Consider the following 17,422-nt stretch of genomic DNA (forward strand, 5'->3'; position numbering starts at 1 on the left):
CGCCATGCCGCCGCGTTCGATGGCGATCTTGCGATAGCTTTCATTGGTGGCGATCGATACCCGGGCCGAGGCGAAGGTCAGCCGTTCGAACGTCTTCATCAGCTTCCAGAAAAAGCCGCGCTTATCGAACTTGGCCTCATAAAGCTCAGGGTTGATGTCGTGATGGTCGAACAGATAGCGCACGCCAAACAGCTTGAAGGGCAGCGCCACCAGAAAGATCAGGTCAGGCGGGTTGCAGCCATGGATGACGTGAAAACCGCGGGTAAACTTGATCTTCAGTGCCAGCCAACTTTCCCAGAACAGCGCCGCGCCATATTCCAACAGATACCCCAGCGCGCCGCTGGCATCCAAAGGCAGCGGATGGCGATAGACCTTGATGCCTTCGTCTTCCCAGACACGCTCCTCATGCCCCTTGCCAGTCGGACAGATGACCGAGACCAGCGCGCCTGCGGCGGCTAGCGTGCGGGCCTCCATCCAGACGCGGCGGTCGAAGGGCACGGGCAGGTTTTCCACCACAATCAGAACCTTCAACCCTTTCAGGGGTTGGCTCTGGCGCAGTTCCTCGAACGAGATCGGCTGAATGGCGGATACGGGGCTAGTCATATTCATAAGTTCTTAGCACCTCTGTATCGCCAAGGTTCAGGTCATTCACGATCCGGTTTGATCCAACCACCAGATCCCAGGGTCCGGCCTCGGCCGTAGCGCGATCCACCAGCAGGCTGCCCACATTGGGTAAATGGGTAAAGGCATAGCCCAGGTTCTGTCCGCGCAGATCGGCAGGCTTGATGGCCGGGTCATAGACCGACAGCTGATAACCTGCCTGTAACAGGCGCCGGGCAATATCGACATTGGGGCTTTCACGCAGATCGTCGGTTCCGGCCTTGAAGGCCAGCCCCGCCATCAGCACCCGGCCCCCGTCAGGCAACCGCGCCATGATATCCTGCGCCTGATAGGTCTTGTGCGCCTGGTTGGTCTGCAACAGGCTGTCGATCAGATGGGTATGCGCCCCAACCTCGCCCGCGATATGCTGCAGCGCCCGCACATCCTTGGGCAGGCACGATCCCCCGAACGCGCCCCCGGGACGGGTGTAATAGGCCGAGATGTTCAGCTTAGTGTCCGAGACGAAAATCTCGTGCATGGTTTTGGCGGATACGCCCATGCTGTGGCAGATGCGGCCGACCTCATTGGCAAAGGCCACCTTGGTGGCGTGCCAGGTATTGTCGACGAATTTGGTGATCTCGGCCTCTTCAAAGGCGGTATAGAACACCGGCGCATCCAGCCCTTCGTGCATTTCATCCATCACTGCGGATCGGTTGCCGTCTGCTGTACCGACAACGATTTTGGGCGGATTGAAGAAATCATCTACCGCCGAAGCCTCGCGCAGGAATTCGGGGTTATAGACAATCTCGACCGCCTGCGCCGTCCGATCGCCCAGATAGCTTTGAAAGATCGGCTCGATCAGCTGCCGAACGGTGCCCGGCCGGAAGGTGGACCTGTACGCCACCGTCAGAGGCGGCACCCGGTCCGGCGATACGGTTTCAGCAATCTGGCGCGTCACCTCGGCCACAAAACTCATGTTATGCGAGCCATCTGTGGAACTGGGCGTACCGACACAGACGATGGCCAGATCCACATCCCTGAGGTCCGGCATTTCAACCGAGGCGCGGATCAGGTTCCTGGCCAACGCTTCGGTCAGCAACTCGGCCACTTTCGGTTCCTTGATCGGGGGCTGCCCGGCGTTGATTTCGGAGACCTTGTCGGCATTCACATCGACGCCGATCACCTCATGCCCCTCGCGGGTCAGACAGCACGCTGCCGTGAAGCCAACATACCCCAAACCAAAAATCGCAATCTTCATACTCTTTTACCGTTTAATGACTGGCGGCTCCCGTTCTTATTGCCACCAAAAAGAAACATCTGGCACCCTTGTATAGTTAGAGTCCAATCTGAGAAACTGATGAAAATTCACCTTGCAATGTGATGCAAATTTCTGACACGCATTGGAGACGTTCGTAAAAACATTACACAACCTTCTAACTATGAATAAAAAAATGAGCACTCGATATACAGAACCCTTGCCTGATTTAACTATCAGTCAGTTCGACAGATGGCCAGATTTGAGATTCTGCGGCTCATTACGAAACCTTGGTGAAAACTATGAAGGAAACATTGGCGTGACAGCCGGGTCTTTATCCAAAAAACGGAAATATTGTGAGCGTGCAGCAGTTCCCCAATCCTGATCCGGCCCCCAGTGTGCTGCCGCGCCGCTCAGCGCTTGCGGTCGGAGCAGCAACACTGCTTGCTTCCGGTGTGTTCCGGCAAGGTCTGGGGTTTGTAACGCTTGCCGTAACGGCGCGCCTGCTGACGCCTTCGGATTTCGGTATCATCGCGTATTTTCTGATCGCAACCGCATTGCTGGAGATGTTTCAGCGACAGATCGGGCTGGTTCTTATCCGGCTAGAAAATGTAACGGTTGAACATCTGGATACGATCTTCTCCTTCCAGATCATCTTCGGGCTTGTTGCCGCGGCATTGTTCTGGGCGCTTCAGCCCCTTATGGAGTGGTTCGAGATCCCTGCCTTGACGAAACTGATGCCGGTCCTTTCGGCGCTGTCACTGGTCATCGCGATCCGAAGCCCCCGTTTTTTGCTGTTCGAACGCGGCCTACGGTTCGGATATGTTGCCATCGAAGAAACGGTCAGCCGCTTTGTCTACGCCATATCAGCCATCGCCCTGGCCTGGCTGTGGCGGGATTACTGGGCGGTTGTCGTTGCCAGCTTTGCAGGTCAGGTGGCACGCGGCATCTGCACCTATTCCATCGCCCCTATGGTTCCCAGATTCTCGCTGTCACGGTGGCGCGACAGCCTGTCCTTTTCCTCATGGTCCATCGGGGCTCAATTCACCCAGTTTCTGACCACCAATGCACCACAGCTTATCATCGGCGCCACTTTGGGCCTGGCGGATGCCGGTCTGTTCCGGGTAGGCACCCGGCTGGTCAATGTCGTCACCCATCAATTGTTCACGCCGCTTTTACGGGTCATGTATCCGGGGCTGGCCGACCTGTCGCGAAAGACCGGCCAAAGCCGGGAAGGGTTCCGCAAGATCAATGCCGGTTTTCTGGCCATCCTGCTGCCGGTTGCCGTCGGTTTCGCGCTGGTTGCCGAAGATGCGATCCTGTTCGGACTGGGATATAAATGGATCGCCGCCGCGCAGGTCGTTTGGATTCTGGCCCCCCTCTACGCACTCAACGGGCTGCAGGCCAATGTTCGCTCGGCGGTCTATATCGAGGGATCGACATCCATCCTGTTCGTCAGAAACTCGATCCTGCTGGTCGTCGTCTGCGCCCTGATGTGGATCGGCGTGCAATACGGGTTCACCGGTGCGCTGGTTTCAACCGGGCTGGCCAATCTGGCAGCTTTGACTGCGACCCTGATCATCGCCCAACGTTTCGGCAACGGGGGGTTCTTTGAACCACTGACCGTCGGCTGGCGCAGCTTTTTGGCCTGCGCCATCATGGCCGTTGCGGTTATGGCCACCGATTTCGCGTTGCGGTCCGGCGTGCATGTGCCCCGCCTTCTGATCATTGTCTCAACGAAAGTCCTTGTCGGGGTTGTAGTCTACACGACAAGCCATATCGCTCTGTGGGTCATGGCTGGGCGGCCGGATGGCTTTGAAACCCTGATGTTTTCCCTGATTAGGCGTCTGCGCCGCCAGCAGATATGAACAGGCAGAAATCAATGCACGACCCTGATACATTGAGACATACGCCTGTGGATTATGCCGTTGGAGAGATGTCCGAAACCACGCACGACCCCACAAATGTGGACCCCAAATATTTGTTTGATCTGAGCGTCGTCATCGTGAACTACAACACCCGCGATGTGACCTCTGAGGCAGTGCAGTCGCTGCTGGATCATCGCGACGACCTGCGGCTTGAGATCATCGTGGTCGACAACGCATCAAGCGACGACAGCGTTGCGGCACTGCGCGCGGCGTTTCCGCAGGTGAGCGTTCTGGCGACCGGCCAGAATGGCGGATACGCCTGGGGCAACAATGTTGGCATCCGGCAGTCCCAGGGCCGCTATGTCCTGGTTCTCAACCCCGATGCACAGGTTTACGAGGGCACACTAGACCGCGCCGTGGCCTATATGGACGCCCACCCGGAAGTCGGCGTTCTGGCCGGGCATGTCGCGCTTGAGACCGGTGCGCAGCAACCCACGCTGTTTCGTCAGGTCTCGCTCGGCAGCGTGTTCTGGAACACGCTGATCCCCAATCGCCTCATCCGCAAAACCCGGCTTTTTGGCGATCAGCGCTATACCTTGCGCAGTCGCGATACGGTACAAGATGTCGATACCGTTGCCGGCTGTTTCATGATGGTCCCCAAACGGGTCATTGATGAGGTCGGCATGATGGACGACCGGTTCTTCATGTATAGCGAGGAAACGGAATGGTGCTGGCGGATCAGGCAGGCCGGCCTGAAAATTCGCTACAACCCCGAGATCAAACTGATGCATTACGGGGCGGTGTCCACCGGCAAGGTGGCCCCGTGGAAGGCCATCGAAATCTCTAAGGGTCATATTCTGTTCCTGCGCTTCACACGCGGGCCTCTGATCGCCTGGATTGCAACGCTGCTGATGGCGTTCGGCGATCTGCTGCGGGCCGTCTGGTTCCTGCCGATCGGCCTGGTCCGGCCCGACCATAAAGGCGCCAAGGCCTGGCGGGCACGGTTTGCCTTTCTGCTTGGCGCCCTGTTCCGGCCCCCACGCGGGCAGACGCCGCCACAGCCCAACCCGGATATGGCGGCATGAAAACCCTTGCCAAAGTGATCCTGCGCGGGGCGGTTCACACCGCCCTCGCCCCGTTAGAGACTAGGATGCTTGCCCGGCAAGCAGATGCCCAATGGCCGCATGTTTTCATCCTTGGGGCACCGCGTTCGGGAACCTCGCTGTTTTACGAACTAATGGTCACTGGGTTCGATTTTGCCTATTTCTCAAATCTTGCGCACCGCTTCTACAAGACACCTCTGGCTGCGACCCGCGTGGGTGGATACCTGATTGCCCCCCATGAACCGGCCTATCAAAGCGACTACGGCCATATTGCGGGCTGGGCCGCGCCAAATGAGGGCGGATGGATCTGGCAGCGCTGGCTTGAAGACGGCCCCTGGAAGGATGAGCGCCTGTTGCCCACGCTGCCTGCCGACGAAATTCGGGCCACGCTGGCCGGGATGTCAGCGCTGGCAAACGCCCCCTTCATCAACAAGAACGTAATGCATTCCAATCGTGTGCGGCTGCTGGATGCGCTGTTTCCCGGTTGCCTGTTTCTTGAGGTCCGTCGCGATGCCAGCGACACCGCTCGGTCGATCATACGGGCGCAGCGGCGCAACAAAGGACCCGAGCGGGATCACGAAGAATGGTGGTCCGTCCGCCCATCAAATGCTGGCGGCGATACCGATATCGAAAGAGCCTGCCGGCAGGTTACCGGCGTTGCGCAGGATATCGAACGCGATTGCGCCCATATCGGGCGTACGCGGCATTTCCAGATAGGCTACGAGGCCCTATGCGCCAGCCCGGAACAGGTTCTGTCCGACGTGGCACGCTTTCTGAATGCGCAGGGTGTTACGGTGTCGGCGCAACCCCGCCCCCCAGTTCCCGAACACTTTGCCCTGCGAGCCTCCAAACCGCTCGCGGATACCGAAGAAACCTTTCTGGCACAAATGCTGCACCCCCGGTCAAAGGCGGCTGAAACCTGATGACGGACGGTACACTTTCCCTGCGCCGGGTTGCGCCCGAATACTGGCCCGAGCTGTGCACTAGATTCGATGACCTGACCTATGAACAGTGTCTCACCTATGCGCAGGCCGCCGCTGCACGGATCGGTGCAGAGGCCGAATTTATCAGCCTGCATGACGCACAGGACACCCCTGTTGCCGCAGCCTGCCTGCGGATCAAGCGGGTACCGGTACTGAACCGGGGGATCGCCTGGATCGCCGCTGGACCCATGATGGTAACTGCGGACGGCGCGACCCCCACACTAGAAGCGCAGCGCGCGGTCTTTGCCGCGCTGCGCGGCTATGCGCAGGACAGCGGGCATATTCTGCGCCTGCGCCTGCCAACCTCGGCGGCACTTGATCCTGCCGAACTGGACCTTGTGGCGCAGGAGGCGGGTTTTCACCCGACAGATCGCTCGCCCCCCCACAGCACCGTTCTTATCGACTGCGATCAGGACGAAGACGCCCTGATACGGGGCCTGCATGGCAAGTGGCGAAACAGCCTGCGCAAATCCCTCAAGGCCGGTCTGACGCTTGATATCGTACCGATCGCCGAAGCCGCTGACCGGTTTCAGACACTCTACCAGGAAGTACAGGAGACCAAGGGCTTTGAGGCGGACATTCCGCCTGAGTTCTACTATGCGCTGAAAGGGTCCGATTTTCCCCATGAGGTGCTGTTTGCGCAGCAGAAAGGGGTCGATATCGCCGCAATGACCATCGGGCGTACGGGGCGCCGGGCCGTGTATATATTTGGCGCCACCTCACAGGCAGGCCGACGCCCCAATGCAGGTCATTTCCTGATGTGGCAGACGATACTGCGCTGCCGCGAGCTGGGTCTGAAGTGGTACGATCTGAACGGTGTGGACCCCGACAGCAATCCCACCGTTACACAATTCAAGCTGCGCACCGGCGGGATCGACCTGAAGGCGGCAGGCCCGTATGAATTCCGCCCCTCGGGCGTAACTTCTGCCCTGATCGGTGCGGCTGAGGCGGCGCATGCGCGGTTGAAGAAAGCTCGTGAATGACAGGCGCGATCGGCATCAACTTTCACGGCATCGGAACACCTGAGCGCGATTTGGAACCCGGTGAGGCCCCCTATTGGCTGTCCGCCGACCAGTTCCATGATGTGATCGGTCAGATCGCGGCGGCGTCTGACCCGGCCCGTTTCACGATCACCTTCGATGATAGCAATCTGTCGGATCACGGTATCGCCCTACCAGCGCTGGCGGCCCATGGACTGCAGGCGCGGTTTTTTGTGTTGACCAAGCGGATCGGACAGCCAGGCTCATTGGATGCATCGCATTTACGCGCCCTGTCGGACGCCGGTATGATGATCGGCAGTCATGGGATCAACCATGTCGCCTGGACCAGTCTCAGCGATACTGATCTTGAAAAGGAACTAGGGAGTTCGCGCGCCCAACTCGAGGATATCTGCGGATATAAGGTCACCGAGGCTGGCATACCCTTTGGCAGGTACGATGCGCGGGTTCTGCGAGCCTTGCGGACAGCCGGATATACTGCAGCATGGTCCAGCGACGGCGGGTTGTTCCGGCATCAGGCTTTCCTTCGACCACGCACATCCCTTCGTGGCGATATGACCCAGAGCGACATGCGAGCGATTCTGGACGGGCGGATGTCCCGACCGCAGAAGCTGCGCCGTATGATTGGAATGATCAGGCGACAATGGATGGTGACTGGTTAAATCAACCCTCAGTTTCAGGATTGTGTTCCAGCAGGGTAGTCGGCAAATCTTGTATACCTGACTACCCTCCTTTTCGTCTGATCCGGGTCGCTTTCCTCAGCATTGTTCTGTGTGCAGGCTGAATCTGAAAACCATACCCCAGCCCCCAAAAGAAACATAAATATGCAATATGTAGCGTCCCACAGATGGACGGTAAACGCCGAGATGCTCATACCGATGAAAGCAATTATATATCCGCGCCGAGCCAAAGCAACTTCGTTCGTCAAAGGAGCGGTCGCTGCTTTCCAGCAAACAACCAGTGTGGACAATGTCAATAAAAACCAGGTTGGGATGCCATAGCGCAATGCAATGAGCAGCCAGAAATTATCGACGCTTGATCTCAGCCAACCGGGGCGCGTCCAATCTTTGAGACCAAGGCCCAATACAGGATTCCTGAAAATGTCATCTATGGCATTTCTGAAAATATTAATTCGGTTCCAGGCAGATCCAGCGGAAAAGGTCAACTCACTGGCAATGATCTGAAAGGCATTCCGGTTCGACGCGAGTTCCAGCACGAGATAAAGTGAGCCAAAGATAAACGCGAAGATTTTCCAGCGGTTTTTGACTTTTTTCAGCAACTCGTCCCAGCCAATCAGGAACGATTGAAATAGAATACCGAGGAACGCACCAGAAGAGAGTGAACTGAAAACCGCAACGCTAACAACAAACGGGCGTCTTGCTTTTTTAAAGAGAGATCCCTGCGGGGTGATGACATACCAACACAGGGCAAAGGCCGGAGCACAGAACACTCCGAACAGGATCGGGTGCTGCATAGTAACCTGAGCGCGTTCTAACCCCAACCGGGGCTCCTGCGCTACATTGCGATAGACGTTTAGCACCCCACGAAAAAGCTCCATCAGGACCGGATCTCCAGTCTGATTTTCGATAAGCGCAAAGGGTAGCATTAACAGTATGATCGCGAAGTAATACTGTACAAAGACCCGGAAAGACGCGAGATCCCTAATCAGTACGCGCGCCGTAAGATAAGGAATCAATGTTTCCAACATCAGGATGCCGGCGAATTGCCACTGGACCAGCCCGTGATTTTTCATCAGAGAACCCGTCATCCAAAGGCTAGCCATAATCACTAGAATATCCGGGAGGCGTACGCTCCCCCCAGATCCGTTGAGCCACCGGACCAATATGGGAAACGCCATCAAAATCAGATAGAGCCGATACATGCTCAACCGCAGACCACCCATGAAAAAGAAAAAGGGCATCACAAGCGAAAGAACCAAGAGAAAAATCAGAAACTGATTTGGCGATGCTGCGCTCGCGGCCCCAACGGCTTTGGTATTGGATCGTACTGCAAGCGTCATTGCGTCACTATTCCTCGTTCGCGCCTGAATTGTCAGGCGGCCAGGCGCTCCTCTGCAGCCTTGATGTCATACATACCCCCAAGGAGATCATAATCCGCCTGAGTGATGTTCAACAAAGCATCAATCTGCTGGTGTGTCAGCTTACCATCTCGCTGGCCTAACTCGGATTTGTTCACATGATGAATCGGAAGTGGTTTTCCCAGACGCTTGCTCAGAAACGCGTTCATCTCTTCCACCGCTTCCAACCGGAACACATGATCGAACAGATTGATGTCGCCCCCTAGGTGCCATGCATAGGGCGTCGTGTGTACGCGCACCGGGCGGCTAACCGCGCGGTACTCATAGAAATGATCAATGAACTCGCCAAACGACGGATCCAACGGCAAGCCTTCATTTTCGATATCCATCTCTTCGTTGCGCCACCGGAACTGATTGCGATGCACCTTGTCCCGCCAAGCCGATTTGATTTTAGCAACAGGGTCGCGAACCAGAGTGAATGTCACATAGCCGTCGGGGACAATGGCTCGGGAAAATATCTGTGTACGATAGCCGCCCTGCTCATGAATATTGCGCGGCTGAATTAGTTTGGCGCGCGCGAGCCGCCAATGCAGGTTGTTAACGGCGCGCTTGACCCCGCGCCCTTTAAAAGGTTCGCCATGGTCCAACTCCCACAGCATCTCTTTAAGACTGCTGCTACCAACCTTTGTAATATCAAAATAAACGGCTTTTAAAACTTGCGAAACGACCGCCATAATATCTACCCTTCGGGCTCAAACCCCAACTCCGCAGAATCATACGTTTCTAACAGCCGTTTACAATAGAGCCACAGATGTGACGCTATCTTGAGGCTTACCATCCAACAATGATCTATTTTACCCCTTATTGTTGCCACCCCATCACGATGAGGTGACGCCCAAGCTGGAAATCCGATGATATGCCAAGCATGACTGGTGCAATAATCGGGTGGTGATTAGAAGATGAGTTTGAAGGTGTAGTGGAGTATGCATGCGCACTGTTAAGCCCTGGACATGGTTGTTCATTTTGATTGTAGGTGCCCGGACGCTGCCGTCGATCGGGCGACGCGCTCGCAGAAAGCTGAACGGAAAACCCAATTACTTTACACGCTCCGCTCCCCGCTCAATCCCAAAAACTATCTGGATATATTGGGATCGCGGTGAAGAAAACGCCCCCGAACTCGTCAAGGACTGTATCTCCTCATGGCGCGCGCACAACCAGGGTTGGGACATTCGTGTTCTGGATGCCCAAAGCGCATCTCAGATCGTCGATTTGCCCCACGACCCATCAAAACTGCCGGTCCAGTCCTATGCCGATCTGCTGCGCCTGAGGCTTCTAAGGCAGTATGGGGGTGTCTGGGTGGATGCAACTACATATTGCCTTGCTCCTCTGGATAACTGGCTTCCTGTTGTGGCGCAGCGGGGATTTTTTGCCTTCACTTGGACCAAAAACGACGCGTGGTTCATCTGGCCAGGTATTCGCCGCACAATGACAAACTGGTTTCTTGCCTCCGAACCGGCGGGCCAATTCATCTCACTCTGGGAAGAGGCCAGCTTTGCCTATTGGGAAGACAGAGTCAAACCGCATAATTATTTCTGGCCACATATCATGCTCGACTATCTGTTTCTGACCAGCCGGTCCTTTCGCCATGCTTACCATGAGATCCCACAGATCGGTTGTTTTGGACCACATCTGGTGCATGATGCAGTAACAAATGGAAAACATAATGGTGAGATCGCTGAATTGCTGAAATCCGACTCAGTTCCTGTGCAGAAGCTGCGCTGGAACTGGGACAAGGATCAGATTGCTACCGCCAGAGCGCTACTGGGGATCAGAGAAGACGGGACTTGAGCGGCTTCACAAGTGAACGACCACATCCGATACAACCTCTTTGTAAAGCGCAATATCAGCTTCGTAGTAGTTGGCAATAAAGTTACGAACCTGTGCCTCAGCAAAAACCGGCTGTTCGGTTTTAGCCCCTGATTTCATTAGCATCTTTCTCGCTGACCGTCGCAGCGTTTCATGTAGTGTTCCAGGAAGAACACGACGGGCGACAGCGCTCCCGGTTTGTGCCACATGTTTTAACTGCGGGTAGCGAAACACTGTTGTTTTATTGGCGTGCCCCATCGGCAGCTCGTCAACCCCAATCCGACGGGCGATCGCTCGGGCAAACCGATCAAGATGGTCGACCGAAAATATGTTCCGCACCATGCGTTCGCCTTCAATCTCCACAAAATCCGACTGGCGCGTGAAATGAATGAATTCCGGCTTAATCACAATAGGCGCAGACAGCAGATAATCCTGTACACGGTTGATCTCGTCCCGCAGTTCTATTGTGTCAAGTTGCGCGAATTCCTTACCCAGATACATCTTTGCCCGTTGTGACATCGCAGACCGAAACCGCTGAAACGGATCACGCAGCAAGGCATAGCTGTCATAGGTTTTTAGTTTCTCAAAAACCTCGGAATCCAGATCACGTAACAGCGGCAAAGGAAGATGCCTGAAGTCGATTGGACCAAGTTCAGGGTGCACTTCGACTGTTCTTAAGAATTGCTTGTCTGCGTCGTGGTATGGCAGGATCGCAGATCTGACCGACGTTCCAGCACATTTGGGGACGTGAATAAATACAAATCTGTACTGGTCAGAGACAATCATTACAAAAAACTCTTATGCAGGACGTCGTACGAGATTGCCAATACAACTAAAACCGAAAGGACGGATCGAGAAATCTCAATCCATCCTTTCTTTTCCTATGTGTTTTGGCAAGAAGCCATGATCAGATCATCCGAGCCAAACAGTATCGTCAACCACCGCTGTATCATCGACGAACTGCACCTCGTCATCGATCGCAAAAGCGCTGAGGTTGCCATCAGCATAACGCCCGTGGCTGAAACCAATGTCCCAACCCCATTCCCGGCCACCGGTGAAATCGAAATCGACATCCGTTTTGTCGAGCACAACCTGATCGTCAACAAGAACCTGCAAGCGGTCCTCAACCTGATCCACCTTTAAAGTAATCTCGTGTGTCTCAGTGTCATTCAGTCCCAGATCAGGTACGTAGAAGCCTTCATGGAACTTGCCATCGTTGTTCTTGACATGCGCCTTCAAGCCATCTTTATGCAAAGTCAGTCCCACATGGCCCTTATTCCAGACCAGTCGCTGTGCGGCACCATCGGCTTCATCGCGGGCGAACTCAACGGTAAAGGCAAGCTGGTCGGAATTCTCGAACTCCTGCAGCCGCCCAATCTTTACCTGATCCTTATGACCGTCGAGGTGAACGACAGGGCCATCTACCGTATCGACGATTTGGGCATCGTCTCTCAGTTCTGCCTGATCATTGTGCGGCAATCCGGCAATATCCAAAACGAAATCATCGAAGACCATCGGAGACTGCGATCCGGTTGGAGCCGATGCCCCACCACTATCGGGCGCTGTCGGGGTCGAGCCACCACTATCAGGCGCTGTCGGGGTCGATGTACCACTGTCAGGCGAGGTCGGGGTCGAGCCACCACTATCGGGTGCTGTCGGGGTCGATGTACCACTGTCAGGCGAGGTCGGGGGCGAGCCACCACTATCGGGCGCTGTCGGGGTCGATGTACCACTGTCAGGCGAGGTCGTGCCCGTGTTATTTGTTCCCGAACCACCGGGGTTAACCACTGTGGTACTGGAGCTTCCAACCCAGCTGTCGTAGTCAAGCGGAAACAGATCAACCAAGCTCGACCCTGCAAGCATGTTATCCAGCGTACTGCCAGGAGCGACACCATATTGGTTATACCCATCCGACGCAGCGGTTGCGTGGTAGACGAACTGAGTGTCGTAATAGCCGGGCGCATTTGAATCCGTATTCTGGATATAGACGTTGTTCTGAACGTTCCAGTCCGGCTGTCCATTATCTCCTATGATAGCGGATGCCGCATTGTATTCGATCGTCACATTCTTGGAACCCGACGCGAGGATCTTTGGAATGGCAACGCCACCGGTCTGAGACGAAGGCACCGCAACCAGCGTGTTGCTATTGATCGTCAAACCATCGGTCATGTACATACCGATACCATTAGCCTGGGCGTTGTAGATAACATTGTCTTCAATGACGATATTATAGTGCCAGCCCGCCGGGTCGGAGTAACTGGCCTTGTCACTACCTGCCCAAATACTCTGGGTCAGGTCGCCGGATCCCATGTCAAGAACGTTGTTGCGAATGGTGATATCACTGCTACCAGTTCCGCTGGAGCGCTGGAGTTGAATCATGTCGCGGTGATCACCGGACCCCGCGGCACCACCGAAATCGTGAATATAATTATTCTCGATCAGAACATTCTGAACTACTCCGAGCGAAATACCGTCAGAGCGGATCGTATGGATGTTATTTCCAACAAAGTTGATATCGCTCGAATTGGATGCCCCCAACGCTTTCCACCAGGAATGAAATTCGGTGTTGGTTACGTCGACACCGGTCGATCCCCGGATTACAAGACCTTTTCCGAAACCCGTGCCGTCGGCGCTTGTGCCGGTGCCACTGGCGAAGTCGCCGTCAAAGACCGAATTGTCGATACTGATGTTGCTGCTGTTTTCAATCCGGAACTTGTTCGTGGAATTCGAATTTCCTGAACTGTAGGTGTAATCGAACTTGATTTCGTCAAACGAAATGTTCGAAACATTTTGAAGCTTCACTTCGGAAAAACTCGCCATCACATTCGGATCAGCAGACTTGATTGTCACGTTTGAAGCAAATTGCGTGTTACTGAGCCTGAGCGATCCGTAATCGCCTGCAGCAAGCAGTATTGTTTCCCCACCTTTCGCCTGAGACAGAGCCTGATTCAGTTCCGCTGCAGAGGTTACCGTGATTGTCGTAGACATAATTCACCTTCTGTTTCATAGGCGCTGTGAGTGGCAGCGCACGAGATCCCGCACACCCAGGACAGAAGGAACAGCCGCACGAAGGCGACAGAGGGGCCAGAATATGGCTATGTTTGGAAACTGTTGCCTGTATTGGGACAATATTGCCCAATTGCTGTCATTTCCGAGTGAACTCGATACTCGATACCGGGAATTGTTCCCCTTCCCTTGGCGGTAACATCAGGTTCTACGAATTGATTCTCTTATCGCAACAATGGTCACAGAAATGCCACTATTCCGGCGTGTCATCGCGTATCTTTAAAGGGAATAGGCAACGAGTTGCCCGGTGCCGCAGCGTAAACTTGCGCGATTGCCCCACCTACACCTTCAACAACCTTTGCAACACGGCTCTGTAGACTCAACTCATCCATACCCGTAGCCTTTTGTTGCGATGGGTGTAACTAGTGGTAGGCTTCTTATGAGGAACGGATACAGCTCTATCAGGATACTGGCATGTGGCTGTATATTTCTATTGGCCCTTTCAACGCTGTCATTTGCCGCACCGGCCTGCACCGGCGGGAAGATCACAACAAATGCCCCCGGTACGGAAAGTGGACAGACCATTCGCAATGCCTCTGAACTATCCAACGCGATCAAAAATGCAAATGGCGGTGAAACGCTCATTCTGGAAGGCGGAAACTACGGCGCTCTGAAAATCAAAAAGGCTTTCAAGAACCCTGTCACAATCAGCTCAGCGAACTCGATATCGCCAGCCTGCTTTACCGAATTGCGCCTGAACAAATCTGGGAATATTACATTAAACGGGTTGTACTTCGACTATGCTTACTCAAAGGGCGACAAGGACACGACCAATCGGTTCAGTATTCTGAATAGCCGGGGAATAACCATTGCCAATTCAGTATTCGATGGGGGTGATCGGTCAGGAATTGGGCATGGGCGTGGGATGCGTATCCGGGACAGCGCCAAAATCACCATTCAAAGCTCGATATTCCGCTCCTGGTGGAAAGGTTTGACCGGAGACAGTGTTGTCGACCTCAAAATTCGCGGCAGCAATTTCTATAACATCCGCTCGGACGGCATTGGCCTCGGCGCGATTGATGGGCTGTTGATCGAAGCCAATCACATGCACAATTTCCGTAGACCGAAGGGTAACAAAGATCATGCAGACATGATACAAATCATGCGCAGTTCTAACCGGCGTAGCACAGAGATTACCATCCGGAACAATATCCTTGATATGGGCGCGGGGGATTATACGCAGACGATCTGGATGGGCGGCGACAAGAAAGACCTGAGCAATCCAATGTTACGCCACCAGAATGTGCTGATCGAAAACAACGTCATCTACAATGCTCAGACACACGGGATTTCCGTTCATGGAATCGACAATCTTTCGATACGTAAGAATTCAGTCATCCGGGTTCGCCGGGCCAAAACGGGGAATGTCACAGTTCCCCGTATCAATGTCTCAGGGTCCACCTATGTGGTGATCGAACAAAACGCCGTCGGAGGCATCATCGGATATAAAAACCAAAAGGATTGGGTGGTGCTCAACAACGTCATCATTCAGGATCAGTCTCCTTCGGCTCCGGGGTACTACGACCGTGAATTCATCTACTACGCAACTGGACAGGAAAACGGCTTTCATGAATATGGTGTGCGCCCCGATAGTGAAATTGACCGTTTTAATGCCGGTTCGTCGCTGGTAAAAAAATACCCAACTCGTAATTAAGCCACGATTTCACACAGTGTATCTTAGTTTAGTTGCGGCTTCGGCGGTGGTATCTTCTCAATCGCAGCCACACGGCGTGGCTCAGATATCTTGAAGCGTCGATGGCTTCGGTTCGGGCTATAGCGCCGGGGCCTGGCGTCCGGGTCATCTCGGGATTAAATCAAGTCGATAAGGATCCAGGCCGTAATTGTAAGGCAACCTGTTCTTGGGCTTGTATCTCACAGGGACTCAACCGCTCACGCCCTCCAGCAGACATACTGGGCTCGTGAAGTGAAACACTAGTGACACAGCACATGGGATTTATGCAACAAAGTTAGGTACAGCGATACGTGTGAAATCTCGGGAAACTGAAATAAAATGTTTTGATGCTTCCCAGAACTAGGTTACGCCAGCCTCTTTTTTAATAACCTACACCTAGTGCGACATGCTTAAAATAAAGCGCTAAACATTATGCGTTGGCTAAGTGCATTACCCACAGTTTCTTAGTTCATCCTGGAAATAATCTGCAGGAAAAAGAGCCGAATTAGTGATTTCACCTACAAAATCATCGTTATAGAAATTGACGTACTCCCAGACGATTTGCCCGTCAGCATTGACCTCCAACACGCGCCCCGCGTCGAATTCAGTGATCAACATTCCATCATTTTCTAGCAGTTGATGCTCGCCTCGAACGACGCTCAGCATCTCCTCCCCAAGTTGCTCTCCGAAAATTACTTCTGTTTCACGGCTAACCGGGTCGACGGCGATAATATTCGTTGTAAAAGGTGTGCTCAGAATGGTGCGCTCATGTTCATAGGCCGTTCGGTAAGTATTGTTGTTGAAGATTGAAATCCTTCCATCGTCACGAAATTCAGGATCATGCTGGCGCAGCCATGGGCCAGTCTGATGCCATTTTACTTTTTTACTCACAGGGTCGAAGACCACCACAAGGTTGTATTCTCGGACGGAAACCGCCAAGTCCCCTGCCTCAAAGAGTGGAAAGGCGCTGGCTATTGCGGATGGTAACTCTGCCGCTTTGTTCGTATGCATTACCTCTTGTTGCTTTACAGCTTCCAGCCCGAAACCGTCACCGTTTGCTGTCAGCAACGCTTCTAGGCCATTATCGATTAGAAGCTGTGGAAAGGAGAATTCTTCGAGCACTTGTCCGTCTTCACTGACCCGGAGCAACGTATCCTCAGCAATCGGATCGTTGGTTGCCGGAGAAGAGAATGGAGGCAGGCGGCCCGGGTTTTCGCTCGCAAGCCATTCGTAGCGCCCGAGAAGCCAGTAACCTCCCGCCTCCGATGGCACCAAGGAATGGTGCGCCGGCTTGCTGTGGCGCCACATCAATTCACCACATTGGTCGAGCTTTACGAGCCCGCAATACTCGTAGTTGAATACCAACTCGCCCCGCGATGTCACATGCGCCCCGTGTATATCCACTCGAAGTGGTGAGCCCATCTCGCAAACACGGGTCGCCGGGTCTGGATAATGTTTGAAATAATCAAGAGACCATTTTCGGACGATTGTTCCATCTCTTTTAATTAGTCGCGCTTGGTTCTCACCCTCAAAAAATCCGGTCATAAAGACCAGCGCTCTATCGTCTGGGAGCGAATTGACAGTAACGCCCTCTCCTTGGCCCCGAGAAGGCTGCAGATGGTGGTAAACCGGTCCGCTGATCACGTCAGGGTCCCCTAGAGTAGTCATCGTTCTGTATATGCGCTTGATCTGGGGAATCGGTGGAAGGTTTTTCCAAGCCGCAAGGGCACCATATGCGAAGGCAACTGCCACAATGGTTAAAGCCAAAGACAAAAGAAAAACGCGCCTCAACCACTTATCAAAAAAATTTGAGGTCATTTCATCCTCAAGTAAACGCAAACTGCAATCACAGCCACCGAAAACATACTGTGCTCTTGCAGCGTAACAGAGAGAGTTCGACATTGCCAAGTTGTGGAAACAAGAACTTGCACCGCAAGCGATATCGGGCGCTAAATTGACGGGAACGCAAATGA

At 54.1% G+C, this 17,422-nt stretch carries 14 protein-coding genes; 7 read left to right on the forward strand and 7 right to left on the reverse strand.

Annotated features, from left to right (window positions below; all coding sequences use genetic code 11):
* Together ACXADZ_RS22690 and ACXADZ_RS22695 are read right to left on the reverse strand one after the other, a co-directional pair.
* Window positions 1–603, reverse strand: a 603-nt coding sequence (locus ACXADZ_RS22690; RefSeq protein ID WP_475200159.1) for a glycosyltransferase, incomplete at its 3' end; no start/stop codon positions are given.
* A complete protein-coding gene (locus ACXADZ_RS22695; RefSeq protein WP_475200161.1) occupies window positions 596–1,858 on the reverse strand; it encodes a nucleotide sugar dehydrogenase in 1,263 nt (420 codons plus the stop codon). The genes ACXADZ_RS22695 and ACXADZ_RS22690, both read right to left, overlap by 8 nt.
* A gap of 353 nt (window positions 1,859–2,211) precedes the next feature.
* Here ACXADZ_RS22695 and ACXADZ_RS22700 point away from each other — a divergent pair, with 353 nt between their 5' ends.
* Genes ACXADZ_RS22700 through ACXADZ_RS22720 form a run of 5 tightly spaced genes read left to right on the forward strand, consistent with a single transcriptional unit; the run spans window position 2,212 to window position 7,469 of the window.
* Window positions 2,212–3,723 carry an oligosaccharide flippase family protein gene (locus ACXADZ_RS22700; protein ID WP_475200163.1) on the forward strand — a complete coding sequence of 504 codons (1,512 nt, stop codon included), beginning with the start codon at window positions 2,212–2,214 and terminating at the stop codon, window positions 3,721–3,723.
* Between the two features lie 14 nt (window positions 3,724–3,737).
* Window positions 3,738–4,808, forward strand: coding sequence for a glycosyltransferase family 2 protein (locus tag ACXADZ_RS22705; RefSeq protein WP_475200165.1), 1,071 nt, complete (start codon window positions 3,738–3,740; stop codon window positions 4,806–4,808).
* Window positions 4,805–5,749, forward strand: coding sequence for a sulfotransferase (locus ACXADZ_RS22710; protein WP_475200167.1), 945 nt, complete (start codon window positions 4,805–4,807; stop codon window positions 5,747–5,749). Before ACXADZ_RS22705 ends, ACXADZ_RS22710 begins: the two co-directional genes overlap by 4 nt.
* On the forward strand, window positions 5,749–6,792 hold the full coding sequence (locus ACXADZ_RS22715) for a lipid II:glycine glycyltransferase FemX (protein WP_475200169.1): 1,044 nt from the start codon (window positions 5,749–5,751) through the stop codon (window positions 6,790–6,792). The genes ACXADZ_RS22710 and ACXADZ_RS22715 overlap by 1 nt, the downstream gene beginning before the upstream one ends.
* Window positions 6,789–7,469: a polysaccharide deacetylase family protein gene (locus ACXADZ_RS22720; RefSeq protein ID WP_475200171.1), complete on the forward strand. Its 681-nt coding sequence runs from the start codon at window positions 6,789–6,791 to the stop codon at window positions 7,467–7,469. Before ACXADZ_RS22715 ends, ACXADZ_RS22720 begins: the two co-directional genes overlap by 4 nt.
* A gap of 14 nt (window positions 7,470–7,483) precedes the next feature.
* Here the strand turns inward: ACXADZ_RS22720 and ACXADZ_RS22725 are convergent, their stop codons facing one another.
* Window positions 7,484–8,827 carry an O-antigen ligase family protein gene (locus ACXADZ_RS22725; RefSeq protein ID WP_475200173.1) on the reverse strand — a complete coding sequence of 448 codons (1,344 nt, stop codon included), beginning with the start codon at window positions 8,825–8,827 and terminating at the stop codon, window positions 7,484–7,486.
* Between the two features lie 32 nt (window positions 8,828–8,859).
* Complete coding sequence (locus tag ACXADZ_RS22730) at window positions 8,860–9,579, reverse strand: sulfotransferase family 2 domain-containing protein (RefSeq protein ID WP_475200175.1); 720 nt, start codon at window positions 9,577–9,579, stop codon at window positions 8,860–8,862.
* A 253-nt stretch (window positions 9,580–9,832) separates the two neighbouring features.
* Here ACXADZ_RS22730 and ACXADZ_RS22735 point away from each other — a divergent pair, with 253 nt between their 5' ends.
* A complete protein-coding gene (locus ACXADZ_RS22735) occupies window positions 9,833–10,693 on the forward strand; it encodes a capsular polysaccharide synthesis protein (protein WP_475200177.1) in 861 nt (286 codons plus the stop codon).
* Window positions 10,694–10,699: 6 nt separating this feature from the next.
* Here the strand turns inward: ACXADZ_RS22735 and ACXADZ_RS22740 are convergent, their stop codons facing one another.
* Both ACXADZ_RS22740 and ACXADZ_RS22745 read right to left on the reverse strand, forming a co-directional pair.
* Window positions 10,700–11,497: a sulfotransferase family 2 domain-containing protein gene (locus tag ACXADZ_RS22740; protein WP_475200179.1), complete on the reverse strand. Its 798-nt coding sequence runs from the start codon at window positions 11,495–11,497 to the stop codon at window positions 10,700–10,702.
* A gap of 126 nt (window positions 11,498–11,623) precedes the next feature.
* Window positions 11,624–13,699, reverse strand: a complete 2,076-nt coding sequence (locus tag ACXADZ_RS22745; RefSeq protein ID WP_475200181.1) for a right-handed parallel beta-helix repeat-containing protein — start codon at window positions 13,697–13,699, stop codon at window positions 11,624–11,626.
* Between the two features lie 430 nt (window positions 13,700–14,129).
* Between ACXADZ_RS22745 and ACXADZ_RS22750 the strand changes: the two genes are divergently transcribed.
* Window positions 14,130–15,431: a right-handed parallel beta-helix repeat-containing protein gene (locus ACXADZ_RS22750; RefSeq protein ID WP_475200183.1), complete on the forward strand. Its 1,302-nt coding sequence runs from the start codon at window positions 14,130–14,132 to the stop codon at window positions 15,429–15,431.
* Window positions 15,432–15,899: 468 nt separating this feature from the next.
* Here ACXADZ_RS22750 and ACXADZ_RS22755 read toward each other — a convergent pair whose 3' ends face one another.
* Complete coding sequence (locus ACXADZ_RS22755; protein ID WP_475200185.1) at window positions 15,900–17,267, reverse strand: arylsulfotransferase family protein; 1,368 nt, start codon at window positions 17,265–17,267, stop codon at window positions 15,900–15,902.
* Window positions 17,268–17,422 lie beyond the last annotated feature (155 nt).

The sequence above is a fragment of the Ruegeria sp. ABM4_193 genome (genome assembly GCF_056158705.1).